15 protein-coding genes, 4 tRNA genes and 1 pseudogene are annotated in these 18496 nt (G+C 34.2%); 9 read left to right on the forward strand and 11 right to left on the reverse strand.

All coding sequences use genetic code 11. From position 1 onward, the window contains the following. The first annotated feature begins 412 nt into the window (after positions 1-412). A complete protein-coding gene (locus BM088_RS24605) occupies positions 413-622 on the forward strand; it encodes a cold-shock protein (RefSeq protein ID WP_091991183.1) in 210 nt (69 codons plus the stop codon). 239 nt (positions 623-861) lie between these two features. Here BM088_RS24605 and BM088_RS24610 read toward each other — a convergent pair whose 3' ends face one another. Both BM088_RS24610 and BM088_RS24615 read right to left on the reverse strand, forming a co-directional pair. Next, positions 862-1239: a VOC family protein gene (locus BM088_RS24610; RefSeq protein WP_091991186.1), complete on the reverse strand. Its 378-nt coding sequence runs from the start codon at positions 1237-1239 to the stop codon at positions 862-864. Positions 1240-1668: 429 nt separating this feature from the next. Further along, positions 1669-2550 (reverse strand): fatty acid desaturase family protein, encoded by an 882-nt coding sequence (locus tag BM088_RS24615; protein WP_218156557.1) that lies wholly within the window; start codon positions 2548-2550, stop codon positions 1669-1671. A 354-nt stretch (positions 2551-2904) separates the two neighbouring features. Between BM088_RS24615 and BM088_RS27430 the strand changes: the two genes are divergently transcribed. Then, entirely contained in the window at positions 2905-3051 is a 147-nt protein-coding gene (locus BM088_RS27430) for a hypothetical protein (RefSeq protein WP_177208169.1), read from the forward strand. Between the two features lie 106 nt (positions 3052-3157). Here the strand turns inward: BM088_RS27430 and BM088_RS24620 are convergent, their stop codons facing one another. From BM088_RS24620 to BM088_RS24630, 3 genes are read right to left on the reverse strand one after another with little or no spacing between them, the layout of a single operon-like run. After that, positions 3158-3463 (reverse strand): hypothetical protein, encoded by a 306-nt coding sequence (locus tag BM088_RS24620; protein ID WP_143085157.1) that lies wholly within the window; start codon positions 3461-3463, stop codon positions 3158-3160. Positions 3464-3468: 5 nt separating this feature from the next. Further along, the gene (locus BM088_RS24625; protein WP_091991191.1) at positions 3469-4398 is read right to left on the reverse strand and encodes a hypothetical protein; all 930 of its coding nucleotides are present in this window, start codon (positions 4396-4398) and stop codon (positions 3469-3471) included. 4 nt (positions 4399-4402) lie between these two features. Then, positions 4403-5290 carry a nuclease-related domain-containing protein gene (locus BM088_RS24630; RefSeq protein WP_091991194.1) on the reverse strand — a complete coding sequence of 296 codons (888 nt, stop codon included), beginning with the start codon at positions 5288-5290 and terminating at the stop codon, positions 4403-4405. A gap of 398 nt (positions 5291-5688) precedes the next feature. On the opposite strand from BM088_RS24630, the gene BM088_RS24635 reads away from it, so the two are divergent. The 4 genes from BM088_RS24635 to BM088_RS24650 all read left to right on the forward strand — a co-directional run bounded on the left by BM088_RS24635 (position 5689) and on the right by BM088_RS24650 (position 6086). After that, positions 5689-5763, forward strand: a tRNA-Gln gene (locus BM088_RS24635). Between the two features lie 24 nt (positions 5764-5787). Further along, positions 5788-5872: transfer RNA gene (locus BM088_RS24640), tRNA-Leu, on the forward strand. Between the two features lie 52 nt (positions 5873-5924). Next, positions 5925-5999: transfer RNA gene (locus BM088_RS24645), tRNA-Gln, on the forward strand. A gap of 10 nt (positions 6000-6009) precedes the next feature. Continuing rightward, positions 6010-6086, forward strand: a tRNA-Met gene (locus BM088_RS24650). A gap of 1 nt (position 6087) precedes the next feature. On the opposite strand, the gene BM088_RS24655 is transcribed toward BM088_RS24650, so the two are convergent. After that, entirely contained in the window at positions 6088-7497 is a 1410-nt protein-coding gene (locus tag BM088_RS24655) for an MvaI/BcnI family restriction endonuclease (RefSeq protein WP_091991196.1), read from the reverse strand. A 169-nt stretch (positions 7498-7666) separates the two neighbouring features. Here BM088_RS24655 and dcm point away from each other — a divergent pair, with 169 nt between their 5' ends. After that, entirely contained in the window at positions 7667-9010 is a 1344-nt protein-coding gene (gene dcm / locus BM088_RS24660; RefSeq protein WP_091991199.1) for a DNA (cytosine-5-)-methyltransferase, read from the forward strand. A 31-nt stretch (positions 9011-9041) separates the two neighbouring features. On the opposite strand, the gene BM088_RS24665 is transcribed toward dcm, so the two are convergent. From BM088_RS24665 to BM088_RS24680, 4 genes are all read right to left on the reverse strand, one after another. Beyond that, positions 9042-10598: a GmrSD restriction endonuclease domain-containing protein gene (locus tag BM088_RS24665; protein WP_091991202.1), complete on the reverse strand. Its 1557-nt coding sequence runs from the start codon at positions 10596-10598 to the stop codon at positions 9042-9044. A 154-nt stretch (positions 10599-10752) separates the two neighbouring features. After that, entirely contained in the window at positions 10753-13389 is a 2637-nt protein-coding gene (locus BM088_RS24670) for a DEAD/DEAH box helicase (protein WP_091991204.1), read from the reverse strand. 3 nt (positions 13390-13392) lie between these two features. After that, positions 13393-14043, reverse strand: coding sequence for a class I SAM-dependent methyltransferase (locus BM088_RS24675; RefSeq protein ID WP_245763915.1), 651 nt, complete (start codon positions 14041-14043; stop codon positions 13393-13395). Between the two features lie 491 nt (positions 14044-14534). Next, positions 14535-15761: a UPF0149 family protein gene (locus BM088_RS24680; RefSeq protein WP_091991207.1), complete on the reverse strand. Its 1227-nt coding sequence runs from the start codon at positions 15759-15761 to the stop codon at positions 14535-14537. An 85-nt stretch (positions 15762-15846) separates the two neighbouring features. On the opposite strand from BM088_RS24680, the gene BM088_RS24685 reads away from it, so the two are divergent. Further along, positions 15847-17247, forward strand: a complete 1401-nt coding sequence (locus BM088_RS24685; protein WP_091991210.1) for an MBL fold metallo-hydrolase RNA specificity domain-containing protein — start codon at positions 15847-15849, stop codon at positions 17245-17247. Between the two features lie 91 nt (positions 17248-17338). Here the strand turns inward: BM088_RS24685 and BM088_RS24690 are convergent, their stop codons facing one another. Then, on the reverse strand, positions 17339-17542 hold the full coding sequence (locus BM088_RS24690; protein WP_091991213.1) for a hypothetical protein: 204 nt from the start codon (positions 17540-17542) through the stop codon (positions 17339-17341). Positions 17543-18272: 730 nt separating this feature from the next. Between BM088_RS24690 and BM088_RS24695 the strand changes: the two are divergent. Next, positions 18273-18496: pseudogene (locus tag BM088_RS24695) on the forward strand (hypothetical protein); the annotation flags it as partial.

Raw genomic sequence — 18496 nt, forward strand, 5'->3', positions numbered from 1 at the left:
CCAATATTACACATCCCGTAAGTGAGGCTTGCCTACATGGATGTTGGTACTAGAGCAATGCAGGAGCATATTGCCGGCAGTCTTACAAGGCATAAGCTCTAAAATTGACTAAAAGCATATTGCCGGCAGCCTTACTCATTTATGTAATTCAATTTAAACACCTAAACCATTAGCCTAAAGGCCAATCTACAAATAACCAAACCCAGCACTGTTCATTATTTAAACAAAAAGCTTTACTTTAAAATGCCATTGTATATAATTCGCTCAGTTTGAAAGCACGCAGTATATTTATGCTATATCATTTCGAAGATTCATTTTATGTTCCTCGTTCTGTTTTTTATAAGTAACAGTAAGACTTCCAGCAACACCGCCTTCATAGGTACTCAATACTTTAAAAAATAGGATTATTATTATGTCTAATACAACTACTGGTACAGTTAAATGGTTTAACGAAGCAAAAGGTTTCGGTTTTATCGAACAAGAATCTGGTCCAGATGTTTTTGCTCATTTCAGTGCAATCACAAGTGACGGATTTAAAACCTTAGCTGAAGGCCAAAAAGTAGAATTTGTTGTTACTCAAGGTCAAAAAGGCCCACAAGCAGAAAACATAGTAGCTCTATAACTTTTTATATAAAAAGCTGAGTTAACGCCCATTTAAACTATATCTAAATGGCCAAAAGGTAAGACAAGTGTCTTACCTTTTTTGTTTGTGAAACAATATTATGTATGTAAATTAAAATGGCTTAAAATGCCAAATACCTTATATATCATCAAATGAAATAAAGCAGTCCCCATCATTAACAAAACGATGGCAGGCAGGTAAAACTAATTGACTTAATAATTTAATTCAAAATTTGTAAATTATTCATTTTCGGTTATGTGGAATATATTTAATTTATTGCCATCCAAATCACGAAAATAACCACAATAAAAATTACCACCTCGAAAGCCCGGCTTACCTTCGTCTGTACCACCTAATTCAATAGCCTTGTCATAAACTTCATGTACCATTTCTTTGCTTTGCACTTGTAAAGCTATCATAGAGCCATTGCCTACTGTTGCTGATTTGCCGTCAAAAGGTTTTATCACTGAAAAGCCAACTGAGTCGGGAGACTTTGACCAAACAACAAAGCGCTCCTCTTCCATAAATCTACCGGCTCCAAGTAATGACATAATTTCATCATAATAAGCAACAGCTTGCGGCAAATCATTCGTACCCAGAGTAATATATCCAATCATTATATTTTCCTTAAAATAAAGTATCATTATTTACTGAAATTAAGATTAACAGCACCTACTGACAATAAGTGGCAGTAGTGTTCGTTTTTTATAATAGGAAATAAAAATCTGAAATTAAAAACTTAAAAACTTAAAAACTTAAAAACTTAAAAACTTAAAAACTTAAAAACTTAAAAACTTAAAAATTAGCCTAAAGGCCAATCTACAAATAAACAACAACTTCTCTGTAGGTTAGGCTTTGCCTACATGGATGTAGGTACTAGAGCAATGCAGGAGCATATTGCCAGTAGCCTTACAAGGCATAAACTCTAAAATTGACTAAAAGCATATTGCCGGCAGCCTTGCTCATTTATGTAATCATAAAAACGTATTACCATTAACCTTACTCAATAGCCAAGCCATTAACTTGGCTATTATTCTAATTAGGGTTTATGACTTAACACCACTACGCATTTCAGGCTTTGGATAAGCTAGTTCATTATCAGGTAAAGGGCTTTTAAGTTGTTGATAGGTATCTAAAAAACCTTTTGAAATATCCCCTTCTCCGGCTAAAAGCGCTGTATATGCAAGCGGCAAATTGTAAAAAGGGATATTTGCATATTTATGATGTAAATAATGATAACCATTATTATGGCTTAGCCAATTGAATACTTTACTGAGGTTTGAGCGAGTACCGTGACGGGTATTAACATGGTCTTCAATCTCTGACCAATAAAGAAAACTACTGCAAGCCCAAATAAAAGGAATTACCCAATAAAACACTAACAACATTAAGCTGTCGAGTACATAAAACACACTTATCACCACCAGCCAAAAAGCAACAACTTTTCGCCCTTCTGGCCAAGGTTTAAGGCTCATAATTGAAAAATAATACAAACCAACAATACCCAAAACAGGCTTGACAAACCATAACCAAAACATATTTGCTCCGGGCTTAAAAACCCCTAAGTCAGAGCACTCTTGTACCAAATGATCGCCATGCCGGCCTAGCTGAGTATGATGTTGTGTATGTTCTTTTTGAAATTGTTTAACTGTGATACCAAAAGGCAAACCATAAAATAGCTCACCCCAGTAATTATATTTTTTGTTTTTAAACAAGTTATGGTGCGAAGCTTCATGTAACATCGCCTCACTCAGTGCAAACTGAAATATCCCGATGATCCAAACTGACAACAAATATACCAGCCAGTTGTCTAGATAAATACTCAAAGCAGCCACAGCAATAATCATCACCCAGTCACGTGTTATTGCAATGATGCTTTTGAGTGCATTTGGATCAGTGAATGACTTAAATGATATGGATTTTACCACAGTATTGCTCTTTATAGGTTAAAAATTCGAGGCAAGTATAACGATTCAAACATAAAGTGTAAAAGCGGCCTGAAGCTCAAATGGTTACATTAAAAACCAAATGTAGATATGTATTTTTAAGTCTCTTTAAAACATCATTCTATTTAAACACCTAAACCATTAGCCTAAAGGCCAATCTACAAAAATCAAATACCTCGTAGGTGAGGCTTCAGGCTTACTCATTAATGTAATTATAAAATTGTACTAGTAATGACCTTCAAAAAACGATTTTAGACCCAACTAAAACACCTAAATCATTAGCCTAAAGGCCAATCTACAAATGAACAACTCTCCTGTAGGTGAGACTTTGCCTACATGGATGTAGGTACTAGAGCAATTCAGGAGCAATTATTTGTAGATGAGGCTTCAGGCTTACTCATTAATGTAATTATAAATTGTACTAGTAATGACCTTCAAAAAACTATTTTAGACCCAACTAAAACACCTAAATCATTAGCCTAAAAGCCAGTCTACAAATAAACAACAACTCTCCTGTAGGTAAGGCTTTGCCTACATGGATGTTGGTACTAGAGCAATGCAGGAGCATGAAAATCACAATTAAACCAAACTAATTATTTCTTAAAACTGCCGGAATTTCAAAATAAGCTTCCCCTTTACCTGCTTTAAGGTTTTGCATTGCTTTTTTTCGTTCATTGCGATTAGAAACAGATTCATTAAATATTTCAAAATGTGCTTTATTATATAAAGCTGTAACCTCAGCTCTGGTAATTAATTTCAAAAAATCTCCAGCAGCAATAAAACCTTGTAGTTTAGATTCACGGTCTTTTAAATCAATACCTTTTTTCTTATCATTTAATAAGTTATAAAGCTGACGATAGCATTCTTTATAAAACATATTCTTTTGATTCATCATATTTTTTAAGACTCTTCTACCTTTAAAAAGTTACACTTAGGTGCATCACTACAAATTAATGTTTTAGTCATTAACTCATTATCAAGCGTGGTTATAATTTTAGATAAACAAAAAGGACAAAAAGAAGCTGACTCAGAAATATTAGCAATCGTTTTTTCATCAAAATCAGGTTCAATTTTAACATGCTCTAAATTTGGTTCTGAAACCTGTTTTCTCATAAAAAGAATAATAAAAAACACGCCAATGATAATTACTGCAAGACCATACCAGTATTTTAAAATAGATGATGTTAATGCATCTAACCCAAAGTTTGCTTGTGATGCATTACTGAGTGATAACCCCTGAGTTTTAGTGATTACATTACGACCTAAAGATTCTTGGTTTGAATTAGATGAATAAGTTACATTTGAGCCCTTACTTGCTAGCTTATTTAAATAATCATTTTTAGATTTAAAGCCAGAAGCCCAAAATTTTTCGAACTTTTTCTTTTGAGATGTTTTATCTTCACTACACCAAACAAAAGTATTCATATCTAGTGACTTGGCCCTACACTTATTTGGTAAAGTATAAAATGCTAACCAAGCAGAGCCTTTTTCGCCATCGTATACTTTATTATTTGCAAACATAGTAGGGAATTTTTTATTTAAAATTTTCCAATCTTTTTTGATTTGCGCTTTAGACTTTGGATTTGAATACCAAGTCAGATCTTTTACTTTATTTTTATCATCACTGCCATTGCAATTCTTTGCTTGCTCATTGAATAAATAGGTATCACGAACTCTTAACTTTTCACTTAAATATTTATCATAGCCTTTTCTAAATTCCGCTTTTATAGCCTCACGCTCTTTTTCAAGAGAATCACAATAGGCTGAAGCTAATACAGTTGAAGGTAAGGAACTAAGAATTAGAAATACTAAAATTGAAATCCATTTCATTTTATTAAGCCTTATTATCACCATTCATTGAACGTTGGACTACTTGATAACATATTGCATTGATTTGAGTTTGATCGAGTGACATACCATTAATACTTGGAATCGTTTTAGCTATTTGCTTGTGATTAATAATGGCAAAAGGTGGTTTAGACTTTAAGGCAACATACCAACCAGGAAATACTAAAACAGGTAATACTTTCACCTCTGAACCAACAGCTTGAGTTAGCCACTTTTGAACCCACTTTGCTTGGTTACTAGCCTGTTCGATTGGTTTTTTCTCAACCCAAGAAGGAAATTTTAACGCATTGTTTTCAAACTCTAACAGGTAATCTTTATTACCATTTTCTTTATCTTTTATTCTTTTATGTCTGCCTTTAGTTTCAATAGCAAAAACACCATTTTTTCCAACTACTAAATGATCAATATTAAAACCATCAGCCTGAACATCGTGGAAAACTTGGTAGCCTGATGACTGCAAATATATTAATTCTGAAGCGCAGGCTATTTCAGCGTCGTAACCTAATTTAAGCTTCCTTAATTCTGTAGCAGTTTTCCACGATTTTTTCATACTATAAGCAATACAAGGGATTATTATGATAATAAACAGATATGGCACTTCATGATTTTTAATAAATTGATTAAGCCCATTAAAGGCAAATGGCATTAAAATACAGACTGTAGCGCCAAATGTAATACCTAAAATATCTACTGCCTTTTCATTTATTTGTTTATTAAGGCCATAACCAGCAACACGGATCAATTTTGTTCGATCAACAGGAAGCCGAGCCGTTCTTTCATGATTTTTGATATTAAAATACAAAGCAAACAAAACTGCATACGTACCAGATACTAAAATAATAATAGCTAAAGCACCTGAAATTATTTCGTCCATGATAAAAGTCCAATTTAAACCTATTTACATAAAAACACATTATATATAAAGACCATGAATAATATCTATGAAATATTGCTTACCTTCTGATATATTTAAAAAAAATGGATTTACTCTGATTTAATACAATCAGCAAGGCATAACAAAAACATGCAACAAATTGGCATTTACGAGCAGTTAATTACTCAGTATATTATCGCCAACTAAAATCAGCAGATTCTTTGACTGAAGAACAGACTACTATACTAAAATCATCGATTTTGGTCATAAAAAATGACGAATGAGAATGATTAACAACCAATCAATCATAAATAAAAAAATATACATTGACGAATAGATAAGTCGTAAGCATAATGCGCCCAACTTAGTGAGGGTGAAACTTACTTTATGTTAATAGTTGGAATATCGCCAAGCGGTAAGGCACCGGGTTTTGATCTCGGCATTCCCAGGTTCAAATCCTGGTATTCCAGCCATCTTTTTAGAATGAAAAAATATATGCGGAAGTGGCGGAATTGGTAGACGCGCTGGATTTAGGTTCCAGTATCGCAAGATGTGAGAGTTCAAGTCTCTCTTTCCGCACCATATTCTCGATAAGAATTAAAATAATCAAAAAATTAGTTAAGTAGTGAATAATTGGGATATCGCCAAGCGGTAAGGCACCGGGTTTTGATCTCGGTATTCCTAGGTTCAAATCTTAGTATCCCAGCCATTCATAAATTGGCTACTTAGCTCAGCTGGTTAGAGCACATCACTCATAATGATGGGGTCACAGGTTCAAATCCCGTAGTAGCCACCATTCATAAAATATCCAAATTTTCATTTTTCTCATAAAGTTTATTTAAGTCATTTAATTTAACGCGAAATTGACTTCGTCTTTTTGACTTAGGCTTATCTGTATCTATATTTTCTAATTTTATACCTGGATCATAATAAATAACACTACAAGTAAAAGCACTCAAAAGCTTATTTATATTACACCCTTCAAATAAGCTTACTATTCGACTATAACTATATTGTTTTCTATTACTTTCAATCCGACTAATTGATGGAATGTAAACTGCTTTATTATGCTTATTCTTCCAGTGAGTAATAAGTTTCGCAAAACTCCAACTTGCTGCAATCTTACCATTAGAGTCAACTAAGCCAATATAGCCTTTAGGATCTGTTATTTTTTGGCCTACAGAGTCAAAACCATGTATCACAAACTCTAATTTTGTCTTTTCATTAACTTTATTGGCTATATGTTTTCCATTAAAATTCAAACGATTTTCAATTTTTTTATCTGGGTAAGCATATTGATTCATAAAATCAATAACTCCACTTTCTTTATATATGCCTCCATCAGGCTCAGGAGTCATTAAAGTTAAAGCTTTAGACGCTTTAGAGTCAAACTTAGCAACACCATATTGTTTAACTTCCCAACCTTTAAAGTCGGGATCTTGAGAACCATTAGGAGTAATACCTAATTCTGCTTCAAGTGTATAACCACCACCATTTGTTGCCGTATATTCAATAGCTTCACCATGTTTATTTAATCGTTTACTATTAATCCATCCGAGCTTATGAATTCTTTGTAATTCCTTCAATAAGTATAATTTACTCTGAACAGGTTCATACCTTATTCTTTGTTCATTAACTTCATTTAATATTGAACGATTTAAATTTATCTGCTCAAACATACCATTCTGTAATAATAAATTTTTACTATTGATTTCATTTGATATACAGCTATCACCAGAAGCTAAATAAGCAAAAACATCATTTTTACGAACACCTAGAAATAATACTCTACCCTCGCTACGGCCATTTTTATATGGGTCCATCAAGTCGCTAATATTTACTGCTGCACCTTTTAAAAATCCAGATAATCTTACTTCCGGATATTGTGGGTAATATATAACTTGTGCTTTAGGTGCTTTAAAAACCTCCTTTTTGGGGGATAACCAATAAAAGTTTATTGGCGCACTAAATTTAATATTATGTTTAGTCCTTTTTTTAGAAGTTGAAGTTGAACCAACCAGTTCACCAACTGGTAAAAAGGATAAATCTGTTAAATGACGAGCTAAATAAGGTTGATTTTTACTATTATCATTCGGAGCTAACCGCTTAAAAAATAAACTCTCAAAATTTAAATCAGCAAAAATCTTTTTCAAATCATTTAAATTTAATGCTTTCGCTAAGTCCGAGTTATAAATAGCTTCTTTCATAGAAATTCCTTTCTAACATTATAAGAATCAATATATTAAATATGTTTTACATGTAAACCAATAAATAAATCCAAAAAACTAAATATTAGCTTGATACTGTTTTTATAGACAGGTAGTATCTGGGTCAAATTAGTGACAAGTTGTCACAGAGAAGACCCAGAGATTATAAATGCATCAACTTCCGGATAGTCAAGGTTTACAATTACTTGAAAAAGTACTTGAAATATATGACCAAAAACAAATTGCACTTCACTTAAATCAAATTTCACCTGAGAAATGGAACCGAGAAGGAATTAACCGTTGGCGTAATGGTAAAGCACAAGAAAAATTAACTCATGATGAGTACATACACCTATTTAAGCTGCTTCCAGTACGCCCTAAACACTTTGATAATCCTGATTTTGATTTTATTGATCTCTTTGCCGGAATTGGCGGTATCAGAAACGCATTTGAATCAATAGGCGGTCGCTGTGTTTTCACTAGTGAGTGGAATAAGTTTGCAGTGAAAACATATAAAGCAAATTGGTACTCAGAACCTAATAAACACGTTTTTAATGAGGACATCCGTGAGATTACCTTATCCGAAGACGACAGCATAAGTGAACAAGAAGCTTATCAAAATATAAATAAACATATCCCTAACCATGATGTTTTATTAGCAGGTTTCCCATGTCAGCCCTTTTCTCTAGCTGGTGTATCTAAAAAAAATTCATTAGGCAGGTCACATGGTTTTGAATGTGAAACACAAGGCACTTTATTTTTTGACGTTGCTCGGATTATCGCAGTAAAAAAACCGAAATCTTTTTTATTAGAGAATGTTAAAAACCTTAAAAGCCATGATAAAGGTAAAACTTTTAAAGTTATCATGAATACGTTAGATGAACTTGGCTATGATATTGCTGACACTACTTATACTGGAACTAAAGATCCTAAAGTAATAGATGGAGCAAATTTCACACCTCAGCACCGTGAACGTATTGTCTTAGTTGGATTCAGAAGAGATTTAAACATATCAGAAAACTTTACCCTTAAAGATTTAAAACATCCTAAAGTTAAACCTAGTTTTTCTGATATTTTAGATTCTGAAGTAGATCCTAAGTACACGTTAACACCCAAGTTATGGGAGTATCTTTATAATTATGCAAAAAAACATAAAGCCAAAGGTAATGGCTTTGGTTTTGGCTTGGTAAACCCAAATAATAAAAATGCTATAGCACGAACTTTGTCTGCACGTTACCATAAAGATGGTTCTGAAATTTTAATAAATCATAAAAACTGGGATATGGAATTATCGGAAACAGACTTTCATAATGAATTAAACCAATTAAATCGCCCACGCCGATTAACTCCAAGGGAATGTGCAAGGTTAATGGGCTTTGATAAACCTGGAGAATCTAATTTTAAAATACCAGTTTCAGATACCCAAGCATACAGGCAGTTTGGAAATTCTGTTGTAGCGCCTGTTTTTGAAGCTGTTGCTAATTTGATGCTAAAGCATATTAAACGTTTATAATAACTGAATTTAGCCCTAAACAGGGCTAAATTTAACATTTAATACTTTGGTTACAATAAGGGTGCATCAACTGTATATTTCCAGAATAACTCGAACCACCATTACGAACTGGATTTTTATGATCGTAAGATACTGACTTCTCGGTATCTATGAAACCATCACATTGAGGGCATTTAATCGCAGACTTCAAGGCCGTATGTATAAAAACTCTACTTTTTATATCAGCCGAAATTTTCGATGAAGTAGTTTTATGTGTCCCTTCAAATACCTTGCCAGTCATCCCACTTAGTTCAATTAATTTATTTTCAGTAACTTGCTGATTCGCTAAAAGTGCATCAATTATCTCTTTTAAAATATCTTGATAATGTTGAACACGTTTAGAACTCATTGGTTTTTGAATTAATGTAGCCAATAAAGTCTTATGCTCAACAAGAGTTGACTCTAGTCCTAACCGCACTTCAGTAAACTTTTTAAAATAATCTTTATCATTGACTGCTAATTTCGATGCTATTAATGACATAGTACCTAAAAACATAGGACTAGAATGTTTACCTGACGGTCCATAATAATATATAGCGGGATGTAATCCTAAACTCCCTTTTATATTTCCTGTTATTCGACTTGCTAATTTTTCTGCTTTCAAAAGCACATCTATAGTTGCTTGTCCATCTAAATCCTCATCATGGTCTTTAATTTCTGGACACATATTTTTTTGATTCTTTATGGAAATTAAAATGAATTCTATTAGTACTTTAATCGCAGTCCTTAAACCTTTAGCACCACCAAGTGGTAAGTCCAGTGTCTTTACTGGACTTTTAACTTCAGGGTCAAACAAAAGAGTATGTAATCTTTTTGCAATCTCTTCAATTTTCTTTCCTTTTTCATTATCAAATCTAGACCAATAACGATGCCCTTTTCCAGCTCTAATTATAGCTCTTGCAGCAATAGCAACAGGCCTTTTTCTATGCCTCAATAATAATTCTTCCAAATCATCTAGTGGTGTTCCTTTCATGTTGATATTAAAAAAAGAGGCCTGCGCTTTTTCCTCGTCACCAGATACCCATTGTATAGATAACCCTCTTGATTCAACAATATGATGCATAGATTTTTGTTTATCTGTTAACTCATTATCTTCAAGTTCAGCCAGCTTTTCAAAGTCTTCCCAACTTCCTATTTTTTCCTCAACAAGCTTTCTAGTTTTTTCAGCTGCTTCAATTTGATCTCGTGATATTTCATTACCAAACATTTTTTGAGAAAGATGCCTATCACCATAATCATCCTCAACCCAAGCCCTTAAAGCACTTAAACGATGGCCCCCATCAATAACAAAAATATTACTGTTCGATTGCCATAAAATTACAGAAGGTATTAAATCACCAGTTACGTAGCATTCAAGTAAATAAGCCACTTGGTGAGGAGTCCAATGGTTAGTTTCTCTTTGAAAATCAGGCTTTTTCAAAACCCTTGCAAAGCTTTTTAAAGAACGTACTGATATTTTATCAATTTTGTCATAACTTGTAAGGCCGTTATCCTCACACGCAAAATCTTCACGACCAAACATTGCATCTAAATTAACATGCTTTCCCATATTAAATTTCCTTTTCACTTTTTTCCAACTATGAAGATTTCTATAGTTACCCTAAAAATCAACTGTATATTTTTATTATTTTTTAATCTTTTCTCTTTAATTTCAGTTAACTGCTAATTATCTAAAATAAAAATAATAGACATCATGGTTACTGTTAAACAAATTCAACCCCAAACTTCCCAAAATAGTCCTTTCCATCCTGCTCCATTTGCTTTTTGATCCGTTCAAAACACTCAGGTGTCAGCTTTTCCCACAGAACGGGATCAAAGGCGACGATGTTTAAGTCTTTTGCGTGATAAACAAAGCGTTTACGCTCGAACTTTTCGAACGGGTTAGCAAGTAAACTACGGGTGATGTAGGCAGTATCGTTTAAACGCGTTAAGTCGTTTAATGGGTTGTTTGGTTTTTCGGCTTTGCCGTGTTTTTGGTGTAGCTGCTGGTAAAAGTTTTGATATTTGACCGCAAGCTTTGTTAGTTCTACCTCGCCTTGGGCATTACATTCACTGATAAAGCTCAGTAAAAATACAATTTTGTATGAAAAGGCGTAATCGCGTTTTTCTAAAAATTCAAAAAAGTCATCGCGGCGGGTATCGTCGGTGCGCTCTTTTATGTTTTTACTGTGTTTTATTTCACTTAATTGGTTTTGGCTAAAGTAATGTAATTTTTGTTTACCAAAGTCGTGGCTTTTGGCAGGTAGCACTTCACCTTTTTTCACCCAATTTTTTACGGTACTGGTTGATATAAATAGCTCGCGGGCAAGTTGTTCTTCGTTTAGTAAGTCGCCAAACTCTTTTTCGAAATTGAATATGTTTATTTTTTCGATTCGGCGCTCACCTTCCCATAAATGATCTAGGGCGAGTATTTCGTATGCCGGTGCGGCAAATTCAGTTTTGACTAAATTGGCAAAAGGCTGGTAACTGGTAAAGTTAAATAAGCTGTGTACTGACCAAGGTTGCAATGCTGCGCCATAGCTATCGACTACATCAATTACAATTAAGGCTTCTTTACCTTGGTATTTGCGTGTGCCGCGCCCTAATTGTTGGGTATACAGCACTTTTGACATGGTTGGCCGAGCCATTACCAAAATTTCGGTTTGCGGTGCATCCCAACCTTCGTTTAATAAATCGCAGGCACATAAAAAACGTATTTTACCTTGTTGGTAGGCATCTAGTCCTTTTCGATCAAGGCCATGTACCGCTTGTGCGCTTATGCCGTGTTGATTCATTAATTTTGCCATGCGTTTTGCATGTTTTACGTCAGTACAAAAAATAACACCTTGCTTTAAGTTTTGCCCACTAATGAGCGGCTCTGCAAAGTATTTATTAAGTAAATTTACAATCAGTTGGTCACGTGATGGCACTAAAATCGTTTTGTTTAAATCGGCTTTTACAAAGTCTTTACCATTAAAGCGCACTTTTGATAAATAGAGATTCGATTCAAGCCGATAGGCACGTATTTGTGGTGCTAAGCCTTTGTTAATTGCTTGCTCTAGTGTTAAGTCGACTTGGTAACTGCCAAAAATATCTTGTAGTTTTTGTTCGTCTAGGCGCTCATCGGTTGCTGTTAAACCTAATAAGGTTTTAGGTTCAAAATGTTCTATTACTTTACGTAAGCCAACAGCAGCGGCGCGGTGTGCTTCGTCTACTAAAATATAGTCAAACTGATTGGTTGTTAATGTATGGTAATGGCGTAACAAATAGGCACTGGTTTGTACTACTACATTTAAGTTTTTATTATGTATTGCCTCACCCACGCTTAAATTTGGTAATCTTTGGGCTAAGCGTGTTTGTAACTGATCTTTTAATGCGGTGCTTGGCACAATGGCTAAGGCATTTTGGCATTCGCCCTGCTCTATTTGTGCTGCTAAGTCTTGAATAAAGACTTCGGTTTTGCCTGTGCCTGTGGGTAATACCACTAAAAAAGTATTTTTACCGGTTTGGCGTTGTTGATTTATTTTATCTACGGCATCTTCTTGATGCAGCATTGGCTGATACGCTACGGCACGCTGCGCTAGGTAGTTTGGTGAAGCTGCGAAATTTTTGGCATCGCCAAAGTAGTTTCGCATTTGGTCGCTAAATTTGTATTCGTCTTGCATGCCTCTAAGTGACCAGCGATAAACCAAATAGCCATCGTAAATCAGTGAATTTTGTTTAAATAGCTGTGAGCGATATTGTTTTATACCTGTTATTAAGGGGTGATGATAACGCTCACCATTTAGTTCGATGGCAATATTATTGGTCGCTTGGGTGTTTTTGCCTTGGCATTTACTGTTGTGTCGACTAAGCATAAAATCTATATAGCGTAAGTGTCCTTTGCTATCTATATATTTACTTTCGGCTTGCAGTGCGTATAAATATTTAGAGCCAAATACTTGCTCAAACAATGCCGAGAAATTGTATTCTGGTGCAGTTGATTCACTATGTGTTTCGCTGCGATCACTACCAAAACGTTTTATGTTATCGCTGTGATGTTCTTCTGAGCCTAAAAATATTTCGAGTTCTTGTTTAAATTGGTTTTGAGCAACTTCAACTGATGCATTGGTATCATATACAAAGCGATATAAACCTTGGTATTTATGCATTTGTTGATTTTGATAGCTCGTATAATCAACATATTGATAGTCTTTAGCGTTTAAGCAAAATAAAGTAGTGTCAACAAATACGGCTGGACTACCTTGTTTTATATACAAGCGTCCTGCGTTTGTTTGATCAACAAATATATAGTTATATTGATTTAATTGGGCATCGCAAAACGCTTCGGGGTTGAGTTGCGTGAGAGTGTTTAAGTTCACAGGTTATTTGCTCTGTAAGACTGAAGTCTCACCTACAGGTGTTGTGTTTTGCTGTTTGGGGTTTTTGACAATTATCGCATTTAACCACTGTTCGCCTTCGCGCCCTGCTCGTCTATCTCCTGTGATCCATGTTTTATTCAACTGTAGGTTTTGTTGATTGGCTAATAAATTATTTAAGCTTTGCTCATTAAGATCAGTAAACTCTCTACCATTGTGTTCTCGTGGTGTTGTTTTCGGCTCGCCGTATTTAAACGATACATATAAAACACCATCTGTTTTCAATGCAGTGGAGAGTTTGGTAAATACAGAATCTAATTCATCCAAAGGAACATGTAATAAACTAGCGCAACACCAAATGCCATCAAACTTGTTTATGTCGTTTATTTGTTGAAAGGTTTTAAGCTCTACTTTTTGCTCTAAATATTGTGATGCAATTTTTACAAGCTCTTCACTTGCATCAATAGCCGTTACTTTAAAACCTTGGGCTTTAAATGCTTTGGCATCGCGGGCACTGCCACAACCACCATCAAGTATATAGCCACCAGCAAATACTAAAGGTAAAAACTCATTATATAAAGGCTGCATATCAACACTAAATGTTGAATCGCTAAAAGCTTGGGCGTTTTGATTGTAATAGATGTTGTTGGTATTCAAGCTTTGTCCTTTAACTACTGGCAGCAAATAGATTAATTACTGAGTTTTATTCCATTTTGCACTTTGGTGCATTGACTCAAGAGTCTAACTTATCACATCATTAATTTTATAACTAGCCGTTTTTATTGAAGTTATTGTATCTCATTTTAAATTGCATACAAAAGTATCAATTTTATGAGCTAGATCAAGTCTGTAAAGCAGGTACTTAATTGTATATTAAACATATTGGTGATTTAGATATATGAGGTTAGTTTATTGTTTATTTTAATTTGTTATTTTGTTTGATGATAAACGGGCAATAAAAATAATTATATTTAATGAATTCTGTTCATAAACTTCTATTACTAATTTATTAATCTACTTTTTACAGATAAAGAATTATCTCTAAATAAAATTGGATAACTCTTATGTAAGTGCTTTAATTGTTACCTATTGCTATATCTCTCGATTTTTTTTGTAAATATTTAATATAAACTTAATACATTGTAATTTTATTTTTTTCTTAACCAAAATAGACTTCCTTCATTGGCTAACCATGCTTCTTTGCCAAAACAATCTAAATACATAGATACTTCACTTTTATCACCAGGTTGAAAGTATTCATTTAATTCAGCTACTTTTTCTTGGCCTGTGAGTATTTTCATAAAATGTTTGTTTTCACTTTTTAGTTGTTTTTTTATTTTTTGGGCTGCTTTGCTATCTCCTTGTTGGGCAAATAACCTAAGTGCTTTTGTAGCTGTAAAATTAATGAATTCATCAGGAAAATCTTGCTCTAATTGTATCTGTGTATCCCAGTTTTTTGTTATGCAAAGTAAGTTGGTTAGTGTATATCTCACACCTTGGTTATCATTTGGGTTTAGCTTTAAAAGGGTTTGCATTTGTTCAATTGCAGGGTCGTATTGTTTATGTTTTGCTAATACGTATGCTCTGTGGGCACATAACAGCATATATGATCGTGTTTCTTCCATTAACCAAAATACACCGGTATTTTGCTCAATAAATTCTTTTGTAATTTGAATGCGTTCAATATCAGCTATCATATCGTTTATTAATGGAATTACAGTGATATTAGTGTCTAATAGTATGTTATTAAGAAGCTCTTCAAATTCGTCTGGTTCTTCATCGAGTTCAGTCATGAAATCTAAAAACTCTTCTTCATCATCAAAAAAATCTTCTTGGCTTAGACATTCTAATTCGTCTAATTCAAATCGTAAATTGTGAATTTGAGTACTCAAGCTTCTCTTTTTATCATATAAAAAACGCTCAAACATTTCCCCAGAATTAACTAATTGATGTTGAGCGTTTTCTAAACTAGTAAATGTTATTAATTCATTTTCTAATTCAGTTAATATCTGTTTTTGATCTTTTTTAAGCTTGGATTTATTAATTTGTTTTAAACCTTGTAAAGCACCATTACACCAGTCCACTAGTGGCGTGTTTGGTTGCAAACTTTCTTTATAATCTTTGACAGACAGCACACACTTTTTAGGCAGTTTAAACACCCCAAACTCAAAGTCAGTATTAAGCTTTATCACTGAGTAATCTATTACACTTTGAATATCGTCTTTTTGTTTAGGGGTCAACGCGTTAAAGAGCTGTTTTAGTAACTTGTCTAAATTATATTCGTACGGTGAGCACACAAGGCCACAAATATACCCTTGTAAATACTCTAATGAGTTATGTTTGCTATATTTTATTAAAGATTTAAGTGTTTTCATTTATGTGTTTACCAAAAAATTGTTATTTTTATAATATATTTATTCGTAGCATAAATTCATAATAATAGAAGATAAAGGATTATCTATGAACATAATACATCATGGTGCGGTTAATGGCGTTACAGGGTCTTGTCATCAGTTAAACATAAACGATAAAACCTCGGTTTTGATAGATTGCGGGCTTTTTCAAGGAGATGAAAAAGCATCAAGTGCTGGTGGTAACTCTTTAGAAATCCAATTTGATATCAGTAATGTGAGCGCTTTAATTGTTACCCATTGCCATATTGATCATGTTGGTCGAATACCCTACCTGTTAGCAGCGGGTTTTAAAGGCCCTATATTTTGTACTACCGCGACTGCCAGTTTATTACCTATGGTGATTGAAGATGCATTAAAGGTGGGCGTTACTCGTAATAGCCAAATGATTAATGCCTTTTTAAAGCTTCTTAAACGTCAAATTGTTGCAGTAGATTATAAAAAATGGTTTGAGCTACCTGTTATCAGTTCAGAAAATGACATTGATAGCTTTAAAACTGCTAAGGCTAAATTTCAGGTTGCGGGGCATATTTTAGGTAGTGCTTATGTTGAGATTGAACTTGGTAAACGGCCCAATAATCATAGGGTTGTTTTTAGTGGTGACTTAGGCGCGCCATATGCACCTTTATTGCCTGCCCCCAAAGCGCCCTATCGCGCAGACACTTTAGTGATTGAATCTACCTATGGCGATAAAAACCATGCTAAACGAAAAGAGCGCAGTAAACAGTTAAAGCAACTGATTGATAAAGCAGTGAGTGATAATGGTGTAGTGCTTATTCCTGCTTTTAGTATCGGTAGAACCCAAGAGTTACTATATGAGTTAGAGCAAATTATTTATGCACAACGTAATGTGAGTTCTGTTTGGCAATCTATTGAGGTAATTGTTGATTCGCCTATGGCTGCTAACTTTACTGAGTTATATTTAAAATTTAAGGATTTATGGGATAAAGAGGCCCGTCGTAAAGTGCATTCTGGGCGTCACCCTTTAGATTTTAATCAGCTGTATACTGTTGATAGCCACCAGCAACATATGCAAACCATTGAGTATTTAGCTAAACGTAATAAACCAGCCATTATAATTGCAGCCAGTGGCATGTGTGCGGGTGGCCGTATTGTTAATTACTTAGAAGCTTTTTTACCGGATAAAACCGCCGATGTTATCTTTGTAGGATATCAGGCTAAAGGCTCTCCTGGGCGTGATATTCAAAAATATGGGCCCCGTGGTGGTTATGTGTTTTTGAATCATGAAAAAATTAAAATTAATGCCGGTGTGCATACAATATCTGGATATTCAGCCCATGCAGATCAAGCAGGTTTAATCAATTTTGTAAAACGTATGCGCCATAAGCCACAACATATTCGAATAGTTCATGGCGATGATTATGCTAAAAAAGCATTACAAAGCGAGTACATTAATTTATTGCCAGATTGTGATGTCGTTATTGGGTAGGTGTAAATTATTCTAAGCTTTTACAACAAATTTACTGGTGCTGGTTAAATACTGATTTATAAAACAAAAAACACCGATAATTAGCGGTGTTTCAAGATTGAAGTTTTGTATTAAGTTTCCTCAAGTTTATTCCTTCATTATTTGATGTTAATGCATATGTTGTACTCATTACAGTTACTGCGATCACTGATCCAACTGCGACAGCTGATGCCATACCATTAAAAGTTAAAACACTCATTACCATGCTGCCTAATACTGAAGTTACTAATAATTCGCTATTGCTTGAAGCATTCATAATATATTCCCTTTATATTTTTTTAGATTTAATAGCTAGTCGTTGTTGTCACTAGCTGTTGGAATGAATAATAGACCAGTACTAGGGGTTTGTTTTTAGCTTTGTGATGTATGGATAATTTTGGTGAAGTTGGGCTAAATTCAATAATAAATGTTTTATAGGTTAGCCTTCAGGTTGACCCGTGAATATAAAGTAAAGGCCAAACTCATTTAGAATGGCTACTGGTAATAGCTCCATTCATTATACTACTAAGGGTTAAGCCATTACTACGCGGTTAAAGCCCCGTCTACGTTTGTCATCATTATTGAAGGATACTGGCAATTGCTCTAGAACTGCATCCATAAAATAAAATAGTAAGAATACCGGCAATTACTCCTGCGTGATTCTTGTTCCTGCATCCATCTAGTCAAAGCATCACTTACAAGATTCGTAATTCTGTAGGTTGGCCTTTAGGCTAACTGTTTAGGGTTTTTAAAGAGTAAGGCTGCCGGCAATATGCTCCTGCATTGCCCTAGTACCAACATCCCTGTAGGCAAAGTCTCACCTACAAATAATTGTTACTGCATTGCTTTGGTAACTGCATCCATGTAGTCAAAGCATCACCTACAAGATTCGTCATTCTGTAGGTTGGCCTTTAGGCTTAAGGATCCCCACAAATTTTTGAAGTGATGCCTGTGATCTGTTAAATATACTTTCGCCAAAAAACAAACCTAACAGATACAGACATCAAATGACATTATCCACACTAAATATGATAGATCCAATTAAATTTGATAAACGAATTAAACAGTCATTAATGGAAGCTGTTGATGCAGTTAAACATGGCGCAAGACTGAGTTTAACTTCTATCGGTAGAGCGTTAGCACAGTCAAATAGCTCAATTGAAAAATACGGTATTAAACGCATTGACAGGTTACTGGGTAACCAAACACTACATCAAAATAGAATTAATAT

The organism is Pseudoalteromonas denitrificans DSM 6059 (assembly GCF_900112265.1).
In the GTDB taxonomy this organism is placed as follows: Bacteria; Pseudomonadota; Gammaproteobacteria; order Enterobacterales; family Alteromonadaceae; genus Pseudoalteromonas; species Pseudoalteromonas denitrificans.

Bases quoted from the DNA above. Each gene is read 5' to 3' on its own strand.
- BM088_RS24605 (WP_091991183.1), top strand. From the start codon at position 413: ATGTCTAATACAACTACTGGTACAGTTAAATGGTTTAACGAAGCAAAA.
- BM088_RS24610 (WP_091991186.1), bottom strand. From the start codon at position 1,239: ATGATTGGATATATTACTCTGGGTACGAATGATTTGCCGCAAGCTGTT.
- BM088_RS27430 (WP_177208169.1), top strand. From the start codon at position 2,905: ATGGATGTAGGTACTAGAGCAATTCAGGAGCAATTATTTGTAGATGAG.
- BM088_RS24620 (WP_143085157.1), bottom strand. From the start codon at position 3,463: ATGATGAATCAAAAGAATATGTTTTATAAAGAATGCTATCGTCAGCTT.
- BM088_RS24625 (WP_091991191.1), bottom strand. From the start codon at position 4,398: ATGAAATGGATTTCAATTTTAGTATTTCTAATTCTTAGTTCCTTACCT.
- BM088_RS24630 (WP_091991194.1), bottom strand. From the start codon at position 5,290: ATGGACGAAATAATTTCAGGTGCTTTAGCTATTATTATTTTAGTATCT.
- BM088_RS24655 (WP_091991196.1), bottom strand. From the start codon at position 7,497: ATGAAAGAAGCTATTTATAACTCGGACTTAGCGAAAGCATTAAATTTA.
- dcm (WP_091991199.1), top strand. From the start codon at position 7,667: ATGCATCAACTTCCGGATAGTCAAGGTTTACAATTACTTGAAAAAGTA.
- BM088_RS24665 (WP_091991202.1), bottom strand. From the start codon at position 10,598: ATGGGAAAGCATGTTAATTTAGATGCAATGTTTGGTCGTGAAGATTTT.
- BM088_RS24680 (WP_091991207.1), bottom strand. From the start codon at position 15,761: ATGAAAACACTTAAATCTTTAATAAAATATAGCAAACATAACTCATTA.
- BM088_RS24685 (WP_091991210.1), top strand. From the start codon at position 15,847: ATGAACATAATACATCATGGTGCGGTTAATGGCGTTACAGGGTCTTGT.
- BM088_RS24690 (WP_091991213.1), bottom strand. From the start codon at position 17,542: ATGAATGCTTCAAGCAATAGCGAATTATTAGTAACTTCAGTATTAGGC.